The organism is Citrobacter europaeus (assembly GCA_020099315.1).
GTDB classification, from domain to species: domain Bacteria; phylum Pseudomonadota; class Gammaproteobacteria; order Enterobacterales; family Enterobacteriaceae; genus Citrobacter; species Citrobacter europaeus.
The window spans coordinates 1,051,275-1,074,366 of the sequence record CP083650.1 but is presented as its reverse complement, the minus strand read 5'-3'; the positions used below and the strand labels follow the sequence as shown (position 1 = coordinate 1,074,366).

Genomic DNA, 23,092 nt, shown 5'->3' with positions numbered 1-23,092 from the left:
AGAGAAAAAGATAATGGTTTGCTGCTAAATCGCAGGCAAAAAAAATCCCGACCTTGCGATCGGGATTCCAGTATCTTCACTCTTAATGGTTAAGGCAGAATCGACGGTTGATCCGCCCCTTCTTTCTCGACCTTCTGCTGCAGCATGTGTTCACGCTTCATACCCAGCTTCAGCGCCAGCGCCGATGCCACGTAGATAGAAGATGCGGTACCGATGGAAACACCGATCAGCATCGTCAGCGAGAAGCCTTCCAGTACCGGACCACCGAACAGGAACAGCATCAGAATAACCATCAACGTCGTACCGGACGTAATCAACGTACGGTGCAGCGTCTGAGTCAATGACACGTTAAAGATTTCGTAAGGCGTACCGCGACGAATTTTGCGGAAGTTTTCACGAATACGGTCAGATACTACGATACTGTCGTTCAGCGAGTAACCGATTACCGACATCAGCGATGCGACGATAGTCAGATCAATCTCGATATGGAACAACGACAGGATCCCAAGTGTGATAATCACGTCGTGCGCCAGCGCGATAACTACCCCAGCCGCCAGTCGCCATTCAAAGCGAAAACCGACGTACACCAGGATGGAGATCAGCGCCGCCATCAGCGCCATCGCACCGGTTTGCGCCAGGTCTGCACCCACGCTCGGCCCCACGAATTCAATTCGTTTCACCGCGGCGTTTTGGTTGGTGGATTCGTTAATCACACTCAACACTTTGCTGCCCAGCACCTGACCGCCGTCTGCGCCTTCAGTTGGCGGCATACGTACCATAATGTCGTGGCTGCTGCCGAAGTTCTGCAGAAGCGGATCAACAAAGCCCGCTTTCTCCAGCGCATCGCGCATCACGTCCATATCGGCCGGTTTTTCCAGCGTGATTTCAATAACCGTACCACCGGTGAAATCGAGACCCCAGTTAAACCCGCGTACGCCCATCACCACGATGGCCGCAATCAGCAGGAAACCTGAAATGCCGAAAGCCCAGTAGTCCCAGCGCATAAAGTCCCAGACTTTACGGCCGTGGTTCAATTGTTCAACAGTATATTCCTGTGCCACTTCGCACTCCTCAGATTGACAGCTTTTTGACGCGCTTGCCGCCATACAACAGGTTTACGATGGCACGTGTACCGACAATCGCGGTAAACATCGACGTCGCCACACCAATACCGGTAGTAATCGCGAACCCTTTAATTGCCCCGGTGCCAACTGCGTACAGGATGATGACCTTGATCAGCGTCGTAATGTTCGCATCAAAGATGGAGCTAAATGCGCCCGCATAACCTTCATTGATCGCCTGCTGCACCGAACGCCCGTTACTCAACTCTTCTTTGATACGTTCGTTGATCAGTACGTTCGCATCGACCGCGACGGCAAGGGTTAAGACGATCCCCGCAATCCCCGGCATACTCAGCGTAGCACCCGGCAGCAACGACATAATACCGACAATCAGCACCAGGTTAGCAATCAGCGCACTGGTCGCAATCAGACCGAACTTCTTATAGAAGAAGATCATGAACAGGATAGACACCACCAGACCGGCCAGACATGCTTCCAGACCCTGTTTAATGTTCTGCATACCCAGGGTTGGGCCGATGGTACGTTCTTCAACAATCTGAATCGGCGCAATCAACGCACCGGCACGTAACAGCAGAGAAAGCTGACGCGCTTCGTTCGGGTTGTTGATACCGGTGATACGGAAGCTGTTGCCCAGGCGAGACTGAATGTTGGCGATGTTAATCACCTCTTCCTGTTTCACCAGCACTGCGCGACCGTTAGCATCTTTCTTACCGCTGTCTTTGTACTCCACGAACAGGGTCGCCATCGGCTTACCGATGTTGTCCTTAGTGAAGTTGGACATGATGTTACCACCCGCGCTATCCAGCGAGATGTTAACCTGCGGCTGATTGTATTCGTCCTGGCTGGAAGTAGAGTCGGTGATATGGTCACCGGTCAGAATCACGCGTTTGTACAGCACAACCGGCTGGCCTTCACGAGACTGTTTCACTTCCGAATCACCCGGAACACGACCCGATGCCGCAGCGGACTGGTCAACGTTGGTGTTTACCAGACGGAACTCCAGCGTCGCGGTTGCGCCCAGAATTTCTTTCGCACGCGCGGTATCCTGAATACCCGGCAGTTCGACCACAATGCGGTCAGCACCCTGGCGTTGTACCACCGGCTCAGCAACACCCAGTTGGTTAACACGATTACGCAGAATGTTGATGTTCTGCTGTACCGCGTACTCACGGGCTTCGCTCAAGCGCGCATCGGTCATTACCGCACGCAGAGCATTGCTGCCCTGGCTGGAGATAACCAGATCCTGGTGACGCTTGCTCAGGTAAGAGATAGCTTCATCACGGGCGCTGCTATCACGGAAAGTGATGCTCAGACCGTAGTTATCTTCTTTACGAACGGTAGTATAAGGAATGCCTTTTTCACGCAGATCGCTGCGCAGACTATCGATATTTTGTTCCTGCAACTTACTCAACGCGGTGTCCATATCCACTTCCATCAGGAAGTGAACACCGCCACGCAGGTCAAGACCGAGTTTCATCGGTTCTGCGTGAATGGCTGCCAGCCAGCGCGGGGTTGCCGGAGCAAGGTTAAGCGCCACGACATACTGATCGCCCAGTACGCCCATTAACACTTCACGTGCGCGCAGTTGGGTATCAGTGGAGTCGAAGCGCGCGAGAATAGCACCCTCTTCCAGAGCCACAGACTTAGGTGTGATTTTATCTTCTTGTAACGTTTTCTGGACCTGGATCAGCGTTTGCTCACTGGCGGCGGCACCGCGCACGCCAGTGATTTGAACAGCCGGATCCTCACCATACAGGTTGGGAAGCGCATAGAGCAGACCGACGACAATAACGACGATCAGCATGACATACTTCCACAAAGGATAACGGTTTAACACGGCAGTTCCCTTTGGGAAAACAATAAATTACAGCGCCTTCATGGTGCCTTTCGGCAGAACGGCAGCTACGAAATCACGTTTAATAACCACTTCAGTGGTGTCGTTCAGCGCGATAGCGATGTAGCCAGATTCTGCTACTTTGGTCACGCGACCCACCAGACCACCGTTAGTCAGCACTTCATCGCCTTTCGCAATGGAGCTCATCAGATTTTTATGTTCTTTGGTACGCTTTTGCTGCGGGCGCAGGATCATGAAGTAGAAAATCAGACCAAACACCACCAGCATCAGAATCAGAGACATAGGGCTGCCCTGCGCCGGAGCACCTGTTGCCGCTACCGCATCAGAAATAAAAAAGCTCATTCAAATTCCCTCATTATTAAAATTAATCAACGTTCACAGGTGGAACTGGTCTACCCTGACGTTGGTAAAAATCGGTCACGAAGCTCTCTAATTTACCCTCTTCAATAGCCTTGCGTAAACCCGCCATCAAACGCTGGTAGTAGCGAAGGTTATGAATCGTGTTGAGACGCGCGCCCAATATTTCGTTGCAACGGTCGAGATGATGCAAGTAAGCGCGCGAATAATTGCGACAGGTGTAGCAATCACACTCAGCATCGAGCGGACTGGTGTCGCTTTTATGTTTCGCGTTACGAATTTTTACCACGCCGTCAGTCACAAACAAATGACCATTACGGGCATTTCGCGTTGGCATCACACAGTCAAACATATCGATACCGCGACGCACGCCTTCAACCAGATCTTCTGGTTTGCCGACGCCCATCAGGTAACGCGGTTTATCTGCCGGAATCTGTGGGCATACATGCTCCAGGATGCGGTGCATATCTTCCTTCGGCTCACCGACAGCCAAACCGCCGACAGCGTAGCCATCAAAGCCGATATCTACCAGACCTTTAACAGAGATATCACGTAAATCTTCGTAAACGCTGCCCTGAATGATGCCAAAAAGCGCATTTTTGTTGCCGAGACTATCAAAACGGTCGCGACTGCGCTTCGCCCAACGCAGAGACATCTCCATCGAGCGTTTAGCATAGTCCCAGTCGGCCGGATACGGTGTACATTCGTCGAAGATCATCACGATATCGGAACCGAGATCGTATTGAATCTCCATCGACTTCTCGGGATCGAGGAAAATCGGATCGCCGTTGATCGGGTTACGGAAATGCACGCCCTGCTCGGTTATCTTACGGATATCGCCCAGGCTGAACACCTGGAAGCCGCCGGAATCGGTGAGGATCGGCCCTTTCCACTGCATAAAATCGTGCAGATCGCCGTGCAGCTTCATGATTTCCTGACCCGGGCGCAGCCACAGGTGGAAGGTGTTGCCGAGGATGATCTGTGCGCCGGTCGCTTCAACTTCTTCCGGCGTCATGCCTTTTACGGTGCCGTAAGTACCGACCGGCATAAAAGCAGGCGTTTCTACTACGCCACGATCAAAAACCAGGCGGCCGCGACGCGCGCGACCGTCTGTGGTATCCAGTTCAAATTTCATTTTTTCTCCTGCATCAGAGAGACAGTCTGATGATTAAACTTTCCCCATGGATTCACTCCACGGAGTAAAAATATCTTAACCCACTGGCGAAGGCGCAATCGGCGCAGCCAGTTTGGGGGCGACCAGCGCACAGCCACCGGAGCGTACACGCAGTACGTGAGGATGGCGAGCACTGCCCGCCATCAAAATGGCAAGTGAGATAGCCTTCTCACGGTCGCTCAGAAATAGCCTGCGGATTGTACGTGATAAACATCGCATCACCGTAACTAAAAAAGCGATATTCCGCTTTTACCGCTTCATGATAGGCGTGCATGGTGTTTTTATAACCAGCAAACGCGGAAACCAGCATGATCAGCGTCGATTCCGGCAGGTGGAAGTTGGTTACCAGGGCATCAATCACCTGATATTTATAGCCTGGATAAATGAAAATTTGCGTATCGCCGAAGAATGGCTCGATAAGGTCGTTTTTGGCAGCCTGCGCTGCGCTTTCCAGTGAGCGTACAGAGGTGGTGCCCACCGCAATCACGCGGTTGCCGCGCGCTTTCGCCGCCAGCACCGCGTCCACCACATCCTGCGGCACTTCCGCATATTCAGAGTGCATGATGTGGTCTTCAATGGTGTCTACGCGCACCGGCTGGAAAGTACCCGCGCCGACGTGCAGCGTGACGAACGCCATTTCAATACCTTTATCGCGCAGTTTAGCCAGCAGCGGATCGTCAAAGTGCAGACCCGCAGTCGGCGCGGCGACGGCACCCGGTTTTTCACTATACACGGTCTGGTACAGCTCGCGGTCGGCGTCTTCATCGGGACGGTCGATATACGGCGGCAACGGCATATGGCCGATGGCGTTGAGGATATCCAGCACGCTGCGTTCGTCGTTAAACTCAACTTCAAACAGCGCGTCATGGCGGGCGACCATCGTCGCGTTAATACTTTCGTCGTCGCCCAGCAGCAACTCAGCGCCCGGCTTCGGCGCTTTCGAAGCACGAATATGCGCCAGAATACGTTTGTCATCCAGCATACGCTCGACCAGTACTTCAATCTTGCCGCCGCTGGCTTTACGGCCAAACAAACGCGCAGGAATGACGCGAGTGTTGTTAAAGACCAGCAAATCTCCAGGGTTGAGCTTATCGAGCAAATCGGTGAAAGTACCGTGCGTCAGCGCGCCCGTCGGCCCGTCCAAAGACAGCAAGCGGCAGCTACTGCGCTCAGCTTGCGGATAGTGGGCAATCAGGGATTCGGGTAGTTCAAAGGTGAAATCGGTAACGCGCATGACACTGACTCAGACTAAAATAAGAGGCGGGTAGTCTAGTGCCGGGGCGTTCTCCCTGCAACCTTTACCCCTCTGGATAAACGTTTAACTATGAATTTTCTTGCACATTTGCATCTCGCTCATCTTGCCGACAGCTCGCTTTCCGGCAATCTGCTGGCCGATTTTGTCCGGGGTAATCCGGAAACGCACTATTCGCCTGACGTGGTGGAAGGCATCTTCATGCACCGTCGTATCGACGTGATGACCGATAACCTGCCGCAGGTGCGTGAAGCTAAAGAGTGGTTTCGTAGCGAAACGCGCCGCGTCGCACCGATTACGCTGGATGTTATGTGGGATCATTTTCTGTCGCGCCACTGGTCGGAAATCTCCCCTGACTTCCCGCTGACGGACTTTGTGCGCTATGCCCGTACCCAGGTAACCACTATTTTGCCGGAATCGCCGCCGCGCTTTATCAATCTGAACAACTATATATGGTCAGAGAAATGGCTTGAGCGCTACCGGGACATGGATTTTATCCAGAACGTCCTGAACGGCATGGCCAGCCGCCGCCCGCGACTCGATGCCCTGCGCGACTCATGGTATGACCTCGATACGCATTACGATGCGTTAGAAGAACGTTTCTGGCAATTTTATCCGCAAATGATGGACCAGGCGCGGCGTAAAACCCTTTGATTGCAGCCCGCATTCCCCGCCGGATAAGCGTAGCCGCGATCCGGCAAAAGATTGATAGACAAAACCTGTCTCATTGATTGCCAACGCCTCTTTGTCTTATTCCCGAACACTCTCTATACTGGCCCGCGTTGCGTTCCAAAAACCCCTTAACATTGCAGGAGAATTATATGGTACTGGTAACTCGTCAGGCTCCGGATTTCACAGCAGCTGCGGTACTGGGTAGCGGTGAGATCGTTGAAAACTTCAACTTCAAACAGCATACCAACGGTAAAACTACCGTTCTGTTCTTCTGGCCGATGGACTTCACCTTCGTTTGCCCGTCTGAACTGATCGCATTCGACAAACGTTACGAAGAATTCCAGAAGCGCGGCGTTGAAGTTGTTGGCGTTTCCTTCGACTCTGAATTTGTCCACAACGCATGGCGTAACACCCCTGTCGACAAAGGCGGCATCGGTGCAGTGAAATACGCAATGGTTGCTGACATCAAACGCGAAATTCAGAAAGCCTACGGCATCGAGCACCCGGAAGCGGGCGTTGCTCTGCGTGGTTCTTTCCTGATCGACGCTAACGGCGTTGTTCGCCACCAGGTGGTTAACGATCTGCCGCTGGGTCGTAACATCGACGAAATGCTGCGCATGGTTGACGCGCTGCAGTTCCACGAAGAGCACGGCGACGTTTGCCCGGCACAGTGGGAAAAAGGTAAAGAAGGTATGAACGCGTCTCCGGACGGCGTGGCAAAATACCTGACCGAGAACGTTTCCAGCCTGTAATTGGCATGAATCGACAAAAGGCCCGCAATGCGGGCCTTTTTTATTGGTTTATGTCGGATTACCCTTTTTCACTTCTCGCCAGATTCTCCACGCCATCAGAGCCAGTACGGCGACGCCAAGTATCAACGCCCCCCATACCAACAGCGTTTTCCACTGGCTTTGTTGCTCAGCGACTGACGTTGCCGTCAGCCTTGCCTCGCCACCCAGGGTGACCCGTTCATCCTCAAAAGCCTGCGACATTTTGTCGGGGTCGTTGTGTTTGCGTAACGCCTCCGGGATCAGCATCGCCAGACTGATGCTCGCCGGTTCCGCTGCTTTGTTTCCCCATGCCAGGATAAACGGGCTTTGGCCTTGCGCGTTAAAAATCACTTTATAGCTTTCACGCTCCCCTCTGAGCACGGGTAAGGTGGCAGGCAAACGCGCCTGAAGCGTCGTCATCCGGACAGCCTCAACCAATTCACCGGAGAGCGGAATATCATCCGAATACTGATTTTCCAGATTGTAGAGAACCGTTCGGGTTAAAGGCTGCCAGGCCTCTTTTTCTGCCTTGCGCCATTCAAGTTCAACCGGCAACACGCCTTCGTTATCCAGTGAAACCTTTAATGAGGTCAACGGTTGCGGCCTGGACCATCGCCAAATCGCCTGGTTTTCGGCGATTCTCTCCGCTTCAGCATTCATCGAAACAGGCCGGATAAGCGAAGGCTCCTCACGGGTTATCCCACTCACCCCGCTCAGATTCAGCGCAGGACTTTGCGAATCAAGAATCAGCAGCAGCCAGGGGACGCCATCAGCGGACATTCGCAAATCATCAACGCCTAAGGTGTCCATTTTCAACCGGTCGTCGCTATGCGTCAGATCCATCAGCGGCGCATTTCCTGTAATCAACCTCCAGTCACGCAAATCGCGGCTGTAATAAAGCGATGCCGTTCCCTGCCAGTTTTTCGCAGGCGCATCCCAGATCAAACGTAACTGGGACAGCGATGGCGTCTCTTTCACATCGTCTGGCAAAGCGATTAAATAACTCTGCCCGATGGATTGCTGGTTTTCACTTTCGAAGCGAATTTCTATGCCATTTTTAGAACGCAGCAGGACCGCGGGTCGTTCATTATCTTGCGTTGGCGTCACCTGCTGCGCCGTAGAATCAAACGGGAAAAGGCGCAGAGGAATGGTTTTCGGGGACGTTGCCTGCGCTTTTTCTGCCAGCAGAGTGAAAGGCACTACGTCACCCTGACGGTTGAACACCCTGATATCACGTAAGTCCGGCCAGACTGCCTCGTGGTATACCGCTAAAGGCAGAGGGAGGCTATACCACTGCTCTGACCCAGGCGTAAAGAGCTTCACTCCCGTCGCGTAGTCTGCTGGCGCATCCGTAGCCGTATTACTGCCCGACGCAGCGCCGGTTGCTCCTAACAGAGCACTCCAGAGAACCGCTTTCATCCATTTCATTTTTCTTCTCCAGTTTTGGGCGGTAAGGGTGAAAAATAGCCAATAATCAGCACCAGAATGGCCACGCCAATAAACGCGACCGCGCGCGCCAGGCCGCCGCCTCCCGCGCTGTCCACCAGCATCAGTTTAACGATGACTATCCCCAGCAAAACCGCGCCACATAGCCATTCCTGGCGCGAGCGACGCCGGGTCGCTCGCAGCATCACCACCAGCGCCGCTAACATCCAGAACAGAGCAAAACAGGTTTGAATCAGCCGCGAATCCCATAGCGCCTGGACATTCCACGCAACTTCGCCATACCAGGACAACGCGCGCAGCAGCAAACCATTAAGCCACCAAAAGCTGAGCGCCATCAGCGCCACAACCGGCCATGGGCGACATATGGAAAGCTGAACCGGGAAATAGCGTTGAGACACGCGATAAAACACCACCAACCCCAGCAGGGCAAACGCTGCGCCCTCTTCCAACGGGTTGAGCAACGGCAGATACGTCTGACGATAAACCACGCCATCCTGTAAATTCGTCAGCACGAGCAAACCGACCAGTGCCAGCGCAACGGGAATCATCGCCTGAACAGAATAGAGGGCCGGCCAGATGCGAAACGGCCAGAGCTTGCGATGAACCGCTTGATAAACCATGAAAACCAGCAGCCCACCAGCCGCCATCATCAGGCCGCTTCCCCACGCAGCCCTGCCCCACGGCAGCGCCTGCGCGAACCAGAACAGCTCAACCGCCAGCGCCAATAAAATCATCCAGAAGAACGACAAATGCGCCAGCCGGGAAAGCGCTGGCGGTAATATCTGCGCGTCACGCCAGAGCAGCGCCAGCGCAACAACTAGCGCCGCACACCAGGCCAGATTCGGCCAACCCGCCGCAAAAATCTGCTGCAAAGAGATTTGATACATCAGCACCACGAGCATCATCGGCCACAGCAGCCATTTACTGGCATCCAGCTCCCGCCATGCCAGGCGACCAGCAATCGCTCGCCAGCCCCAAACCGATACCGCCATTAATGCCAACACGCCAGACAGCACCCACCGATCCTGTTTCAGGATGAGTTGCGATGCCGCAACAAGTGCAATAATCCAGAAAAGCAAACCACCCGCGAGAAGCCCCCAACTGCCCTGTATCCGAATGTTGCGCCATAGCCATGCACCAGCCAGCCAGCTAAGGCTAAGCACGGCAAAAATCAGCATCATCGAAAGTGCGGTTGTGCCGTTCGTCAGCGCCCATAGCGCGCTGCCCACGGCCAGCACGAGCAGCGCCGTACCGCTATAACTCATGCGTCGTTGCTGTTGTTGCACGCCCAACCAGAGGATACCCAGCCCCTCCAGCGACCAGGCCATCGCCGTCCAACGGGCTGAAAGCGCCAACGGAATGGCCAGGGTGGTAAATGCGCCGCCGAGCGCCAGGGCAGCTAATACCAGAGGTCTCCCCAGAGAAGACGAACGCCGCAAGGCAAGCGTCGCCAACACCAGATAGAAACCACCGTAGCCTAGCGCGCTGAGCGCCGGACCATATGCCATATGTCGGGTAATGGCATACTGCATGCCAAAACCTATCAGTGGAGGAGCAAACAGCAGCACGCCGTCAATAATCTGTTTGCCTTTTTCCTGCGCCCGAAGCGATAGCGCCACGCTCAGCACGCCAAAAATAATGGTGTTGGCGATCAGGAAAAGTTGGCAGCTCAGGTAATACTCAGGCCGATAGTCATCCAGTCCCCACAAACCACCAACACCAAAGGTAAACAGCAGGCCGAGCAGATTCAGCTCCCGCCAGTGCTGCCAGATGCTGATGGCGAGAATGCCCACCGAGAGCAAAAGATAGAAAGAGAAGAGTGCGACATGACTGCCGCCGCCGGTGGAAAGCAGCAGCGGCGCGAGATAGCCGCCAAGGCTTGCCAGCATCGCCAGGCTGAGTGCCTTTTGCAAAATAGCCAGACCCACACTGGCCGCGCAAATCGCCACCAGCAGCGCAAATGCCAGCGTCATGGGCAGCATTTGCCACAGCCGGAACGCGCCAAAGACGGTGAGATAGAGTGCCCCCGTAGCCCCGCCCTGTAGGATCAGCGCATAGACCGGTTGCTTATGCCTTAACCGCCAGCCCAGTGCCAACAGGACAATAGCAAACAATGCGGCAGCCACCAGGCGCAGCTCAAGCGGAAACAAAGAATGTTCGACGGTGTAACGCAACAGGAAAGAAAGCCCCAGGAACAGGAGCAAAATACCGAGCTTTGCCAACGGGTTGCCCTGCATAAACCAGCGCACCAGCGATGACATCACCCCACCAAAAGCAGAAGGGCGCTCGACGTTGGGCGTGGATACCGCCGCTTTCTCCGGCTTCGGCTGCGAAGCCCACGGGTTAACAAGTTCCGGCGTCGGCTCAGTGACAGGTTCCGGCACCACGTTGCTAATCGCAGACGTTGGCGCATCAGAAAGAATACTCTCTGTTGCAGGCGTCGGCTCAATGGCTGTTGCCTGCGCCACAGACTCTGGCACCACGCCGCGCAGCTCAAGTTCCTCTACCCGACGGCGCAAGGCCACCAGTTCGGAACGTACCGCCGCACTGCGTCTGTATGCCACGATCGCGAGGCAAGGTACCACTACCAGCGCGAAGAATAAAACAATGCAGCCAAGGGTTAGCAGCTCATCCATGTTTCCACCTTCACTGTATAAAGACAGACCAGAATGACACAATTTGTTGCAGTTACGCCATATCTGTTAACACTATGACCCGCTTTTCAGAAAATACAATCAGCCCCTGCGTTTGGCCAGGGGCTGTGAGGAGGGATTAAAACGCGAAGCAGGAGCAACCAAGTGCGCCCCAGAAAGCCCGATCGTCCGACACCGGAATCCCCGACTTACGCGCAATATCATGCTGGTGACCGTGTACGCCGCAGCTGCCGCAGCACTGGTGCATCTGCACCATTGCGCCAATTTTCGCCGCAGCAGGTGGCGCTGAGCGATAGTGCCCCGGCACCTTCACTACCGGCGACCAGTCCGGCACAACCGGAATGGCTGGCGGTGCCAGCGGAGTGAAATACCCTGCCGCGTACACCACTTTGCCATCGACAATGGTCATCACCGACTCGATGCCTTTGATCTCTTCTTCCGGCACGCTGAAGTAATCTTTAGACAGCACCACCAGGTCGGCCAGTTGATCTTTCTCGATGCGCCCTTTCTTACCCTGTTCGCTGGAGAACCAGGCGCTACCGGCCGTCCACAGTTCCAGCGCCACATCGCGTGGCAGGCGATTGTTATCATCGTACATCGCCATACCACCAACGGTACGGCCCGAAACCAGCCAGTAGAGCGCGGTCCACGGGTTGTAGCTGGCCACGCGGGTGGCGTCAGTCCCCAATCCGACCGGAACGTCAGCCGCCAGCATTTTCGCCACCGGCGGTGTATGTTTGACCGCATCTTTACCGTAGCGATCGACAAAATATTCGCCCTGGAACGCCATACGGTGCTGAACCGCTATCCCGCCCCCCAGCGCTTTTACACGCTCGATATTCCGTTCGGTAATCGTTTCGGCGTGATCGAAGAACCAGTGCAGACCATTGAACGGGATATCACGATTTACCTTCTCAAACACGTCCAGCATTCGGCTGATGGATTCATCGTAGGTAGCATGCAAGCGGAACGGCCAGCGGTGCTCAACCAGGTGTCGCACCACGCGCTCCAGCTCATCTTCCATACCTTCCGGCAGATCCGGGCGTGGCTGGAGGAAGTCTTCAAAATCCGCGGCCGAGAAAACCAGCATTTCCCCTGCCCCATTGGCACGATAGAAGTCGGTTCCCTGCCCTGGCTTGAGCATATCGGTCCAGCGTTCAAAGTCTTCCAGTTCCTGCTTCGGACGCTGGGTAAACAGGTTGTAGGCGATACGCACCGTCATCTGTTTATTGGCGTGTAGCTGCTCAATTATCTCATAATCTTCCGGGTAGTTCTGGAACCCGCCGCCCGCATCGATGGCGCTGGTCAGTCCCAGACGGTTCAGCTCGCGCATAAACTGACGGGTCGAGTTAACCTGCATTTCCAGCGGCAGTTTTGGTCCTTTTGCCAGCGTCGAATAAAGGATCATGGCATTGGGTTTGGCAATCAACATTCCGGTCGGGTTGCCGTTGCTATCACGCACAATCTCACCGCCCGCCGGATCCGGCGTCGCTTTGGTGTAACCGACGGCTTTCAGCGCGGCGCGGTTGAGCAAAGCCCGGTCGTAGAGATGCAGAACAAAAACCGGAGTATCGGGAGCAGCTTCATTCAGTTCTTCGAGGGTTGGCATGCGACGTTCGGCAAACTGGAATTCACTCCAACCTCCCACCACGCGTACCCATTGCGGCGACGGCGTTCTGTCCGCCTGCTCTTTAAGCATACGTAGCGCGTCCGCCAGCGACGGCACGCCTTCCCAACGCAATTCCAGATTGTAATTCAGACCGCCGCGAATGAGATGCAGGTGCGAATCGTTCAGACCCGGGACCACCGTATGTCCCTGCAGATCAACAACCTGCGTCCCTTCGGCGGCAAAGCTCATTACCCGCTCGTGGCTCCCGGTCGCCAGGATTTTACCATTGGCGATCGCCACCGCCTCAACCTGCGGGTTTTGTTTTTCGAGAGTATGAATTTTTCCGTGAGTCAGAATTAATGTGGCAGTTTGCGACATATCAATCTCCTGAGAAACCGGTCAGGCTTTTTTCAGCCATCCGGCAAACAGACGGGTTACGATGGGCATCCAGAACCAGACCACCAGCGCAACCACAAAGGCATCATTGATGAGATGCAGGAGTAACGAGCCCTTCATTGCAGGCAGCACCATGCCGGTCAACCACGGCACCAGATTGGTGCTGGGAAATATCACCAGCAGGGTTATCAGAAACTGTTTCCAGCGTTTGGGCTGGCGTACATGGGGCGCGGGCGGCGTAAACCAGAATGCCGCTTCGGTACGAACTTCGGTTTTGTCACCTTCCGCCAGCAGTGGAGCAATCTCTTCGACCAGCACGCGGCGCGTATCGGACTGGGTCCAGTTATACAGATGCTCAAGCGTGTCGAAGCGGATAATGATGTTCCACAGGTTGTTGCCATCTGCTGGGCGAATCACGTTCGCGCCGAGATGACCGGGAAATTCAGCCGCTACAGGCATGATTTTCCCCAACCACTGCTCATACCGCTGCGCCTGCTCAGGTAGCAGGGTGTGGGTAATCACCAACGTCACATGTTTGCTCTGCGCCATGAAGGGTTCCTTGTTGAGAGGAAACAGGCCGCTTAGGCCAGGAAAGCAATACACAAAAATCATTCATGGTGCATCGAGGCGGCAAGGTTGTGGATCCCCGGGAGCTTACATAAGTAAGTGACCGGGGTACGCAAACGAAGCCAACAAAGATGCAACATGAAGGATGACGTGTATTTAAGCTTTACGTTCCGGCGCGCCATGCACCATGGTATAGGCATAATCCACGCCCATACCGTAAGCGCCGCTGTGCTCGCGCACCAGATCCATAACGGCGTCGTAAGTTTCTTTGCGTGACCAGTCGCGCTGGTACTCGAGAAGAACCTGTTGCCAGGTCACGGGAACGGCGCCCGCCTGCACCATACGATCGATAGAACGTTCATGGGCATCTACGGACGTACCGCCGGAAGTGTCGGTCACCACATACACTTCGTAGCCCGCTTCCAGCGCCATCAGCGCAGGGAAAGTCAGACATACCTCGGTCCACAGCGCGGAGATAATCAGTTTTTTACGTCCGGTCGCTTCCACGGCCTTCACAAACGCCGCATCTTCCCAGGAGTTCATTGAGGTGCGTTCAATGGGTTTTACATCAGGATGAACCGCTAACAATTCTGGCCAGATATATCCGCTAAAACTTTTCGTTTCCACAGAAGTATAAATCACCGGAACATTGAATATTTTCCCGGCTTTCGCTAATGCCACGGTATTATTTTTTAAAGTCTGGCGATCAATATTCGCTACACCAAATGACATTTGCGGCTGATGATCAATAAAAATAAGCGTAGAGTTTTGAGGGTCAATCAGTTCCCGAATAGACATATCACACCTTCTTAATCAATAAGTTAAAAGGCAACGGTCTGTATCTGCCGTCAGCAGCAGGATCCTGAATCAGAAAGCTTGTTGAGTATAGCGGGAAATTTCTAACGAGTTATTAAAGAAAACTTACCATCCTGTGAAACTATTAATTTTGTATTGCGATATATCCTAAACAACATCAAAAAAATGCGCATAACTCATCTAATTTATTCACTGGCATTGTTTTTCTTCATTCGGTACAACAGAGGGGTTTAATTTTCAGGATATTTTCTGCTTATGCGCATCAATCTGGATGTTTTGCTCATTCTCGACGCACTCGACAAACAGGGTTCATTTGCCGCGGCGGCCGAATCGCTGTTTAAAACCCCTGCGGCACTCAGCTATATGATTCAAAAGCTGGAAAGCGACCTGAATATCGAGTTGCTTGACCGTTCTGGACACCGGGCTAAGTTTACCGACACCGGACAGATGATGCTGGAAAAGGGACGTTTGCTGCTGAGCGCGGCAAAAGATCTCGAAAAGCAGGCAGTGCAGCTGAGTTCAGGCTGGGAAAAAGAGCTGGCAATTGCGCTGGACGATTCCTTTCCCCTCGCCTCGCTGTTGCCGATTATCGATGAATTTCACGCGCTGAATAAGCAAACTCGCCTGAGCTTTACCCACCATACGCTGGCGGGTTCCTGGGAGGAACTGACCCATAATGGAGCAGATATTATTCTGGGAGCGATTAATGAACCGCCAACGTCTGCGGCCTGGTCCTACAAAATGCTCGGTACGCTGGACAATGTGTTTGTCGTTGCGCCTGAGCATCCGCTGGCCGCAGCACCGGACGGCCTGACCAACGAGCAGTTGTGCCTGCATCGGGCGATTGTTATCAGCGACAGTGCGCGCTTTTGTCATCCGCTACAAACCAATCTGATGGAAGAACAAGCGCAGATCCGCGTCGATGACTTCCACAGTAAAGTGATGCTACTTCGGGCCGGCATGGGCTGCGGATTTCTCCCACGTCATATTGCCAGCCCGTGGCTTGCCACGGGCGAGCTGGTGGAAAAAACGGTTATCTCATTTCGCCAAAAAGACGTGGCCTATATGGCCTGGCGCAATAACCGTGATGGGCTGGCACAGCGCTGGTGGCGAGACGCGCTGCTGGCAAGCCGGGAGGTTGCGCGCTTATATCAATGACCTGACCACACCGAGGCGGTAATCGCCGGCAGCGTCAGGATATCATCAGCAAGCAGGCCTTTACCCTCTTTGTGCTGCCATTGGCTAACGCTCAGTAATGGCGAGGCTGGCAGGACCACTTCACAGGCGTGGCCACGGTTAATCGCCACCAACACTCGCTGACGGTTTAGCACGCGGACAAACACCACCACGTTATCCTCGGCGTAAATCACCTGACAACCGCCATGGCGTAACGCCTGGCTTTGATGGCGTAATTTAGCCAGCCGCTGGTACAACGCCAGCAGGTTAGCGTCCTGTTTTTCAGGCTGCCACGGGAACGGTTTGCGACAAAATGGATCGTTGTTCCCATCCAGCCCCACTTCGTCACCGTAGTAAATACAGGGCACGCCAGGCCAGGTAAACAGCCACACCACCGCCAGCGGTAACCGTGCAACGTCTTTACCAAGCAGAGATTTAAAACGGGTGGTATCGTGGCTGTCGAGCTGATTAAACATCCGCAGTTGCTGCTGATGCGACAAACCCGCACGGTAGTTGTCCATCCACGCCATACAGGTCTGGGCATCAATAGATTGCGGATCGTATGAGATATCAGTATTGGCGAGGAATCCCCAGAGGGGGAAAGTAAAGCCGCGATAGTTCATGGCGGCATCTTCGGCATCAGCCTGCAACCACTGGCGCGCATCGCCAAAATGTTCGCCCACCACATACGCCCCTGGCTGGGTTTCTTTTGCCGCCTGCGTAATACCGGCCACGTGCTGCAGGTTGTTGCGCGCGCCACCGGTCTCTCCCAGCATGTGCACCACATCCAGACGCCAGCCGTCCATACTCCACGGCGCTTTCAGCCAGTGGCGGACGATACTGTCTTCGCCGCGATAAATTTCATTCACCAGGCTTGCGGAGGAAAAGTCCAGCTTAGGCAGGCTGGCATACCCCAGCCAGTCGAGCGCGACACCATCATCTGAAAAATGATACCAGTCGCGCCAGGGAGATTGCGGATTATGGCACGCCCCGTCGGTTCCCCGATTATGCCGGTCAAACCAGGCGTGCGAATCGCCGCTATGGTTAAAAACACCGTCGAGAATCAGCCGTATGCCCTGCCGTTGGGTGTTGTGACGCAGGCGCAGCAGTGCTCTGTCGCCGCCAAACTGTGGATCAACATGGCGGTAATCTTCGGTATCGTATTTATGCACGCTCGGCGCGGTAAACACCGGATTCAGATACAGCGCCGTGACCCCTAACGTTTTCAGGTACGGCAGCTTTTCACTGATGCCATCCAAATCACCGCCATAAAACGTGGAGCCGCCGGCCTGAGCCATAAGCGGCTCGTCCCACTCGCGCCGCACAATATCGTGCCCGGCCGCGTGGTGGTAATAGACATTATCCTGAGCCGCTTCACGCGACTGGCTGCGGGCAAAACGGTCCGGGAAAATTTGATAGAAAATCTGATCGGCGACCCACTGCGGACCGTTATCCGGCACATCAATCGCAAACTGCTCCAGACGCGCAGGCGGAAAACGGCTGAAACCCTGCGGGGTAAACCACAGCTGACGATCGAGCCAAAGTAATTTAAAACTATAGCGTCGACGAGGCTGCCCGCTGGAGAGATCGATTGCCGCTCGCCACGCGGTCACGCCCGGCTGCGGCTGGCTGCGCTGCTTGTGCATAGCCAGCGAAATCTCTTCGTTATCGTTTTCTGCGCGTAGCGTCACCCGCTGGGGTGGATTCTCCCCCGCCAGCCATAATGTAATCGTCAGTTGATCTTTGTTTTGCTTAACAAATGGGGCAACCGGAAGGTGCCAGGCGTTCAACATCACGTATCCCCTTTGATGATAATGACGTCACCTTGCCATAGCGAAGTGCAGGATCACTCCTCATCTTAACGTTTATTGGGGGAGGAGCTCGGGGGAGGAGAAAATTGCCGGGTAACATCAGGCTACCCGGCAAAAATATTACTGCGCTTCAGCCAGTTGACGCTCGCGACGGCGCTTGAAAACCCAGCCGGCCAGCAGCAGGATAATCCACGCAAAGCCGACGTACAGCGAAATACGGGTATCCGGATGATAGCCGATAAGCGCGATGATAAAGACCAGGAAAATCAGGCCAATAACGGTCGTCACAACCCCACCCGGCACTTTAAATTTCAATGCCTTGACCTCTTCCGGCGGCAGACGACGACGGAAGGCAATCTGCGACAGCAGGATCATAATCCACACCCATACCGTGGCGAAGGTCGCCAGAGAGGCGATCACCAGGAAGACGTTTTCCGGCATGATGTAGTTAAGATACACCGCAAACAGCAGCGCGATGGTCATCACCATCACCGTGACCCACGGCACGCCACGACGCGAGGTCTTAGCGAACATTTTCGGGGCGCTGCCCTGCTCTGCCATACCGTGCAACATACGACCCACGCCGAAGACGTCAGAGTTGATGGCCGACAGCGACGCGGTCAGTACGACAAAGTTGAGGATCCCGGCGGCAAAGGTAATGCCCATATGCTGGAACGTCAGAACGAACGGGCTACCGTCGGTGCCAACCTGGTTCCATGGGTAAATGGACATGATGACGAACAGCGTCCCCACGTAAAACACGAGGATGCGCATCGGTACGGAATTGATGGCGCGCGGAATAGATTTTTCCGGGTCTTTGGCTTCACCTGCGGTAATCCCGATAATCTCAATCCCGCCGTAGGCGAACATCACCATTTGTAACGACATCACCATGCCGAGCCAGCCGTTGCTGAAGAAACCGCCGTTGCTCCACAGGTTATGGATACCGGTCGGTTGCCCGCCGTTGCCAATCCCCCAAATGATGATGCCGAAACCGGCGACAATCATGATGATAATGGTGGCGACCTTAAAGAACGAAAACCAGAACTCCAGCTCGCCAAACACCTTCACGCTCATCAGGTTGATGGCACAGATAATCAGCACCACGCTGAGGACCCAAATCCAGTGCGGAACGGCAGGGAACCAGACCCCCATGTAAATACCAAAGGCAGTCACGTCGGCAATAGCGACAATCAGGATTTCAAAACAGTAGGTCCAGCCGGTGATGTAGCCTGCCAGCGGTCCAAGGTTTTCCTGCGCGTAGCGCGAGAAGGAGCTGGCAGCCGGGTTATGAACGGACATTTCGCCCAGCGCACGCATAATAATATACGCCGCTACACCGCCGATAATATAGGCCAGCAATACGCTTGGCCCCGCCATTTTTATGGCATCGGCCGAGCCGTAGAACAGCCCAGTGCCAATTGCTGAACCTAATGCCATAAAGCGGATGTGCCGGGTGCTCAGCCCACGCTTTAGCTTGTTATTACTTTCCATCGATTCCTAACCTGTTAACACAATAAAAAAACCACGGGGCCATATTAATAGCCCCGTGGTTAAAACTTATTGTCAGTGATATTAGTGTGCGCTGGAGGTCACTTGTCGACCCGCTGCGCGATCCCAGATAACTGCCAGGATCACCATCACGACTGTTGGCATCAACCACGCCAGCCCCTGCTCCGCCAGCGGTAAACGCTGGGTCCAGGCCGGTAACACGTCGCCAATTGCAGAAGCTTTAATGCCATCAAGGATACCAAAAATCAGGCTGATAAACATCGCAGGTGCAATGACGCGGGAAGAATTATGCCACCATGAGCGGGTAAAGCTTAATACAACCAGTGCGATACATGGCGGATAGATAGCCGTCAGCACCGGAATAGAGATCTGAATCAGATGGCTCAGACCCAGGTTAGAGACCACCATCGAGAAGCCGCCGAGGATAAATACCAGCGTACGATAAGACAGTGGAACATACTGGGCAAAGAACTCTGCGCATGCGCAGGTCAGGCCAACCGCGGTGACCAGACAGGCGATGAAAATCAGCGCCGCCAGCAGGAAGCTTCCCGCGCCACCAAAGGTGTGCTGAACATACGCATGCAAAATTGCCGCGCCGTTAGCAGACTGATCGACCAGAATCGCGCTATCTGAACCCAGACGGAACAGCGCGAGATACAGCAGCGTTAAGCCCACACCTGCCATTAAACCCGCCCAAACGGTGTAACGGGTCAGCAGACGCGCTTCAGTAACGCCACGCGAGCGAGCAGCGTTAACGATAACAATACCAAATACCATCGCGCCCAGCGTATCCATGGTCAGATACCCGTTCACGAAGCCATTAGAAAACGCCGCAGTTTGATAGGCCTCCATCGCATTACTGATCGGGCCCGCTGGCCAGACAATTGCAGCGACAGACAGTACCACCAGCGCCAGAATTTTCAGCGGCGCCAGGAAATTACCAACCGTATCCAGCAGTTTACCCGGATACAGTGAAACCAGAATGACAATCGCGAAATAGATAACGCTATAGATAAACAGCGGCAACGCAGAGTCACCGGTCAGCGGTGCAATCCCGACTTCGAAAGAGACCGTCGCGGTACGTGGAGTAGCAAATAACGGCCCAACTGCCAGATAGCAAACGGTCGCCAGCAGCAGACCGGCGACTTTACCGATAGGCGTGCTCAGTCGGTCCACACCACCACCGACTTTCGCCAGCGCGACAACGGTAAGCACCGGCAAACCAACGGCGGTAATCAAAAAGCCAAAAGCCGCAGTCCAGACGTGTTCACCTGCCTGCAAACCAACCATTGGGGGGAAGATGATGTTACCTGCACCAACGAACAGTGCAAATGTCATAAATCCCAAAGCGATAATATCGCGCGATTTTAACTGATGGGTCATAAAGTCTTACTGCCTGTGGATGTGGTGTTGAAAATAATAAATTTTTGCCTTTCCCTGGGGGACAATACAGCGGCATTTTTGCTCAATTCCAGCGGGAAACACTCCCGAGCTGGCGCGGCGAAGAATAGTTTTTCGATTTACCGCGCAAATGCAGTCGGTATGACAGCACCTGGAGCGCAATTTAAACGCTTATAACGTTTTAAAGCAAGGTGGGATCCAAAAACCAGAACAATATAGCGATATGAAAAATTGGGTTAGCACAAAACACCATTTCATGGAAAAAGGTATGGGTAATAGTTCGAACAAAAAACAATCAAACGTCGTAAAATTCAGGAGTCATATATTGACCGCATGGAAAAAGCCAGCTTGTGCTGGCTTTTGGAAAGTTAATCTTACGAATGTGCTTTAACCGTTACTTTTGGCAATCAAACGTTCCGGGATCACGAAACTAAATCGCGTCCCCTGACCTGGTTCGCTTTCGATATTCAAGCGGCTGTCGTGATGATGCAGCGCATGCTTCACGATGGCCAGACCCAGCCCGCTACCGCCTGTTTGCCGCGATCGCGCTTTATCCACTCGGTAAAAACGTTCGGTCAAACGTGGAATATGCTCGGCGGCAATGCCCGGACCGTTATCTTCCACACAAAACTCCGCCCCCGACGCCACATGCTGCCAGCGTACGGTAATGTGCGTTCCCGCAGGCGTGTGGTTTACTGCGTTGTAGACGAGATTCGAGATAGCGCTACGCAACTGTTCCTCGTTACCCCGCACGTTCAGGCTGTTATCAACATCAAAGGTAAACGTATGTTTTTGCTGGCTCAGCGTCTGCGCTTCATGCTCAACTACGCGCAGCATCATGGGTACATCGACCTTCTCATTCAGTTGCAACGTCGGTGCAGCCTCAATTTTTGACAGCGTCAGCAGCTGTTTCACCAGTCCTTCCATGCGGTACGTTTGTTCACGCATGGTATGCAGCGCTTTTTCACGCGTCGTCCCTTCCAGCGGATGCTCCTGCATCATTTCCAGGTAACCCTGTAACACCGTCAGCGGCGTACGCAGCTCATGGCTGGCGTTGGCAAAAAAGTTACGTCGTGAACCTTCAAGTTGGTGCATCTGGGTAACGTCGCGCGCCACCATCAGCAGTTGCTTATCGGTGTAGGGCATCACGCGAATTTCCAGATGCCGTCCGGTATTGAGCACCAGATTGATAGGCCGGCTAAAGTCGCGCGTTTTCAGATATTGTGTGAATTCCGGATAGCGAAGCAGGTTAAGAATATTTTGCCCGCTATCGTCCGGCCAGCGCAGTCCCAGAACCTGCTGAGCCAGTCCGTTACACCAGAAGATACCGCCTTCTTCGGTGGTCAACACCACCGCGTCGGGTAGCGATTCCGCCCCGCTGCGAAAACGTTTAATCAGGTTACCCAGTTCTCGACGGCGCTTTTTGTTGCGAAGCTGCATTTGATGCAGCCCATATAACAGCGGCTCCCAACTGCCTCGCCCCGGCGGCGGCGTCATGCTTCTGTCGACCCATAGCCACCAGGACAAACGTAATAGATTCCAGAAATGCCAGATAAGCAGGCCCGTTACCGACGCCAGTAAAAACCAGGGCAGGTAACCGAAAAAAGCGCTAAGGATAAATGCCGGTATGCAGCACAGGATCAGCTCCAGTACCAACCTTTTCCATGACAATCGTTCTAGCAAACGTCTTACTCCATTTACGGCCTAATCCATCAGGCCATGATTCTTGTCAGTCAGAAGCGGGTCGAAAAACGATATCCCGTCCCGCGAACCGTCTGCACCATACGATCATGTCCGCTGTGCTCCAGCGCTTTACGTAAGCGGCGGATATGCACATCCACTGTCCGGTCTTCCACGTAGACATTGGTTCCCCAGACATGATTGAGGAGTTGTTCACGGCTGTAGACACGCTCAGGGTGAGTCATAAAGAAGTGCAACAGTTTGAATTCGGTCGGCCCCATATCCAGCGGATCCTCGCCGGTCATCACGCGATGCGAGGTCGGATCAAGGCTTAGCCCCTGCATCTCAATAACCTCTTCCACCGCCATCGGGGAAATACGACGCAGAACCGCTTTAATACGCGCCACCAGCTCCTTGGGAGAAAACGGCTTGGTAATATAGTCATCCGCGCCGGTTTCCAGACCCCGAACGCGGTCTTCCTCTTCACCTCTCGCCGTCAGCATCATCACAGGGATGTCCCGCGTCATCGCTTCGCGCTTGAGATGTTTAATAAACTGCAGACCCGAGCCGCCGGGAAGCATCCAGTCAAGTAAGACGAGATCCGGCCAGGGTTCATTGAGTTGGTTCACAGCACTGTCATAGTCTTCGGCTTCAACGGGTTGAAATCCGTTTTGCTCGAGCACGAAGCAGACCATTTCACGAATTGGAGCTTCATCTTCTACGACCAGAATACGTCTCGCCATGATTTGCCCTGTTTATAATTAAATCGTTTGCCATCAATACAGTGCCATTATGCGTCAGTTTTATGACAGATTTATGAAAAGATAGCCCAGGTTTAACGCAGCCCGGCGAATTATGACAG

18 protein-coding genes are annotated in these 23,092 nt (G+C 54.0%); 3 read left to right on the top strand and 15 right to left on the bottom strand.

Annotated elements, in window-relative coordinates:
- Window positions 1-89: 89 nt before the first annotated feature.
- The 5 genes from secF to queA all read right to left on the bottom strand — a co-directional run bounded on the left by secF (window position 90) and on the right by queA (window position 5,702).
- The gene (gene secF / locus LA337_04975; GenBank protein UBI17052.1) at window positions 90-1,061 is read right to left on the bottom strand and encodes a protein translocase subunit SecF; all 972 of its coding nucleotides are present in this window, start codon (window positions 1,059-1,061) and stop codon (window positions 90-92) included.
- Between the two features lie 10 nt (window positions 1,062-1,071).
- Window positions 1,072-2,919 carry a protein translocase subunit SecD gene (gene secD / locus LA337_04970; GenBank protein ID UBI17051.1) on the bottom strand — a complete coding sequence of 616 codons (1,848 nt, stop codon included), beginning with the start codon at window positions 2,917-2,919 and terminating at the stop codon, window positions 1,072-1,074.
- 27 nt (window positions 2,920-2,946) lie between these two features.
- On the bottom strand, window positions 2,947-3,279 hold the full coding sequence (gene yajC / locus LA337_04965; GenBank protein ID UBI17050.1) for a preprotein translocase subunit YajC: 333 nt from the start codon (window positions 3,277-3,279) through the stop codon (window positions 2,947-2,949).
- Between the two features lie 22 nt (window positions 3,280-3,301).
- Entirely contained in the window at window positions 3,302-4,429 is a 1,128-nt protein-coding gene (gene tgt / locus LA337_04960) for a tRNA guanosine(34) transglycosylase Tgt (GenBank protein ID UBI17049.1), read from the bottom strand.
- A gap of 208 nt (window positions 4,430-4,637) precedes the next feature.
- Window positions 4,638-5,702 (bottom strand): tRNA preQ1(34) S-adenosylmethionine ribosyltransferase-isomerase QueA, encoded by a 1,065-nt coding sequence (gene queA / locus LA337_04955; protein ID UBI17048.1) that lies wholly within the window; start codon window positions 5,700-5,702, stop codon window positions 4,638-4,640.
- A 90-nt stretch (window positions 5,703-5,792) separates the two neighbouring features.
- Here queA and acpH point away from each other — a divergent pair, with 90 nt between their 5' ends.
- Both acpH and LA337_04945 read left to right on the top strand, forming a co-directional pair.
- Window positions 5,793-6,374: an ACP phosphodiesterase gene (acpH, locus tag LA337_04950; protein ID UBI17047.1), complete on the top strand. Its 582-nt coding sequence runs from the start codon at window positions 5,793-5,795 to the stop codon at window positions 6,372-6,374.
- A 167-nt stretch (window positions 6,375-6,541) separates the two neighbouring features.
- Complete coding sequence (locus LA337_04945) at window positions 6,542-7,144, top strand: peroxiredoxin (protein UBI17046.1); 603 nt, start codon at window positions 6,542-6,544, stop codon at window positions 7,142-7,144.
- A 48-nt stretch (window positions 7,145-7,192) separates the two neighbouring features.
- On the opposite strand, the gene LA337_04940 is transcribed toward LA337_04945, so the two are convergent.
- The 5 genes from LA337_04940 to LA337_04920 form a co-directional block, all read right to left on the bottom strand.
- A complete protein-coding gene (locus LA337_04940; protein UBI17045.1) occupies window positions 7,193-8,590 on the bottom strand; it encodes a DUF3999 domain-containing protein in 1,398 nt (465 codons plus the stop codon).
- Window positions 8,587-11,244: a DUF2339 domain-containing protein gene (locus LA337_04935; protein UBI17044.1), complete on the bottom strand. Its 2,658-nt coding sequence runs from the start codon at window positions 11,242-11,244 to the stop codon at window positions 8,587-8,589. Before LA337_04935 ends, LA337_04940 begins: the two co-directional genes overlap by 4 nt.
- Window positions 11,245-11,380: 136 nt before the next feature.
- Window positions 11,381-13,249 (bottom strand): amidohydrolase, encoded by a 1,869-nt coding sequence (locus LA337_04930; protein ID UBI17043.1) that lies wholly within the window; start codon window positions 13,247-13,249, stop codon window positions 11,381-11,383.
- Between the two features lie 21 nt (window positions 13,250-13,270).
- On the bottom strand, window positions 13,271-13,816 hold the full coding sequence (locus LA337_04925) for an antibiotic biosynthesis monooxygenase (protein UBI17042.1): 546 nt from the start codon (window positions 13,814-13,816) through the stop codon (window positions 13,271-13,273).
- Window positions 13,817-13,990: 174 nt separating this feature from the next.
- Window positions 13,991-14,632, bottom strand: coding sequence for a hydrolase (locus LA337_04920; GenBank protein ID UBI17041.1), 642 nt, complete (start codon window positions 14,630-14,632; stop codon window positions 13,991-13,993).
- A gap of 273 nt (window positions 14,633-14,905) precedes the next feature.
- Here LA337_04920 and LA337_04915 point away from each other — a divergent pair, with 273 nt between their 5' ends.
- Window positions 14,906-15,808: a LysR family transcriptional regulator gene (locus LA337_04915; protein UBI17040.1), complete on the top strand. Its 903-nt coding sequence runs from the start codon at window positions 14,906-14,908 to the stop codon at window positions 15,806-15,808.
- On the opposite strand, the gene malZ is transcribed toward LA337_04915, so the two are convergent.
- The 5 genes from malZ to phoB form a co-directional block, all read right to left on the bottom strand.
- Window positions 15,802-17,619 (bottom strand): maltodextrin glucosidase, encoded by a 1,818-nt coding sequence (malZ, locus tag LA337_04910; GenBank protein UBI17039.1) that lies wholly within the window; start codon window positions 17,617-17,619, stop codon window positions 15,802-15,804. The genes LA337_04915 and malZ overlap by 7 nt on opposite strands.
- Before the next feature lie 138 nt (window positions 17,620-17,757).
- On the bottom strand, window positions 17,758-19,131 hold the full coding sequence (proY, locus tag LA337_04905) for a proline-specific permease ProY (protein ID UBI17038.1): 1,374 nt from the start codon (window positions 19,129-19,131) through the stop codon (window positions 17,758-17,760).
- Between the two features lie 81 nt (window positions 19,132-19,212).
- Window positions 19,213-20,532, bottom strand: coding sequence for a branched-chain amino acid transporter carrier protein BrnQ (gene brnQ / locus LA337_04900; GenBank protein UBI17037.1), 1,320 nt, complete (start codon window positions 20,530-20,532; stop codon window positions 19,213-19,215).
- A 405-nt stretch (window positions 20,533-20,937) separates the two neighbouring features.
- Window positions 20,938-22,233, bottom strand: a complete 1,296-nt coding sequence (phoR, locus tag LA337_04895; protein ID UBI17036.1) for a phosphate regulon sensor histidine kinase PhoR — start codon at window positions 22,231-22,233, stop codon at window positions 20,938-20,940.
- A gap of 50 nt (window positions 22,234-22,283) precedes the next feature.
- Window positions 22,284-22,973, bottom strand: a complete 690-nt coding sequence (phoB, locus tag LA337_04890; protein UBI17035.1) for a phosphate response regulator transcription factor PhoB — start codon at window positions 22,971-22,973, stop codon at window positions 22,284-22,286.
- Window positions 22,974-23,092 lie beyond the last annotated feature (119 nt).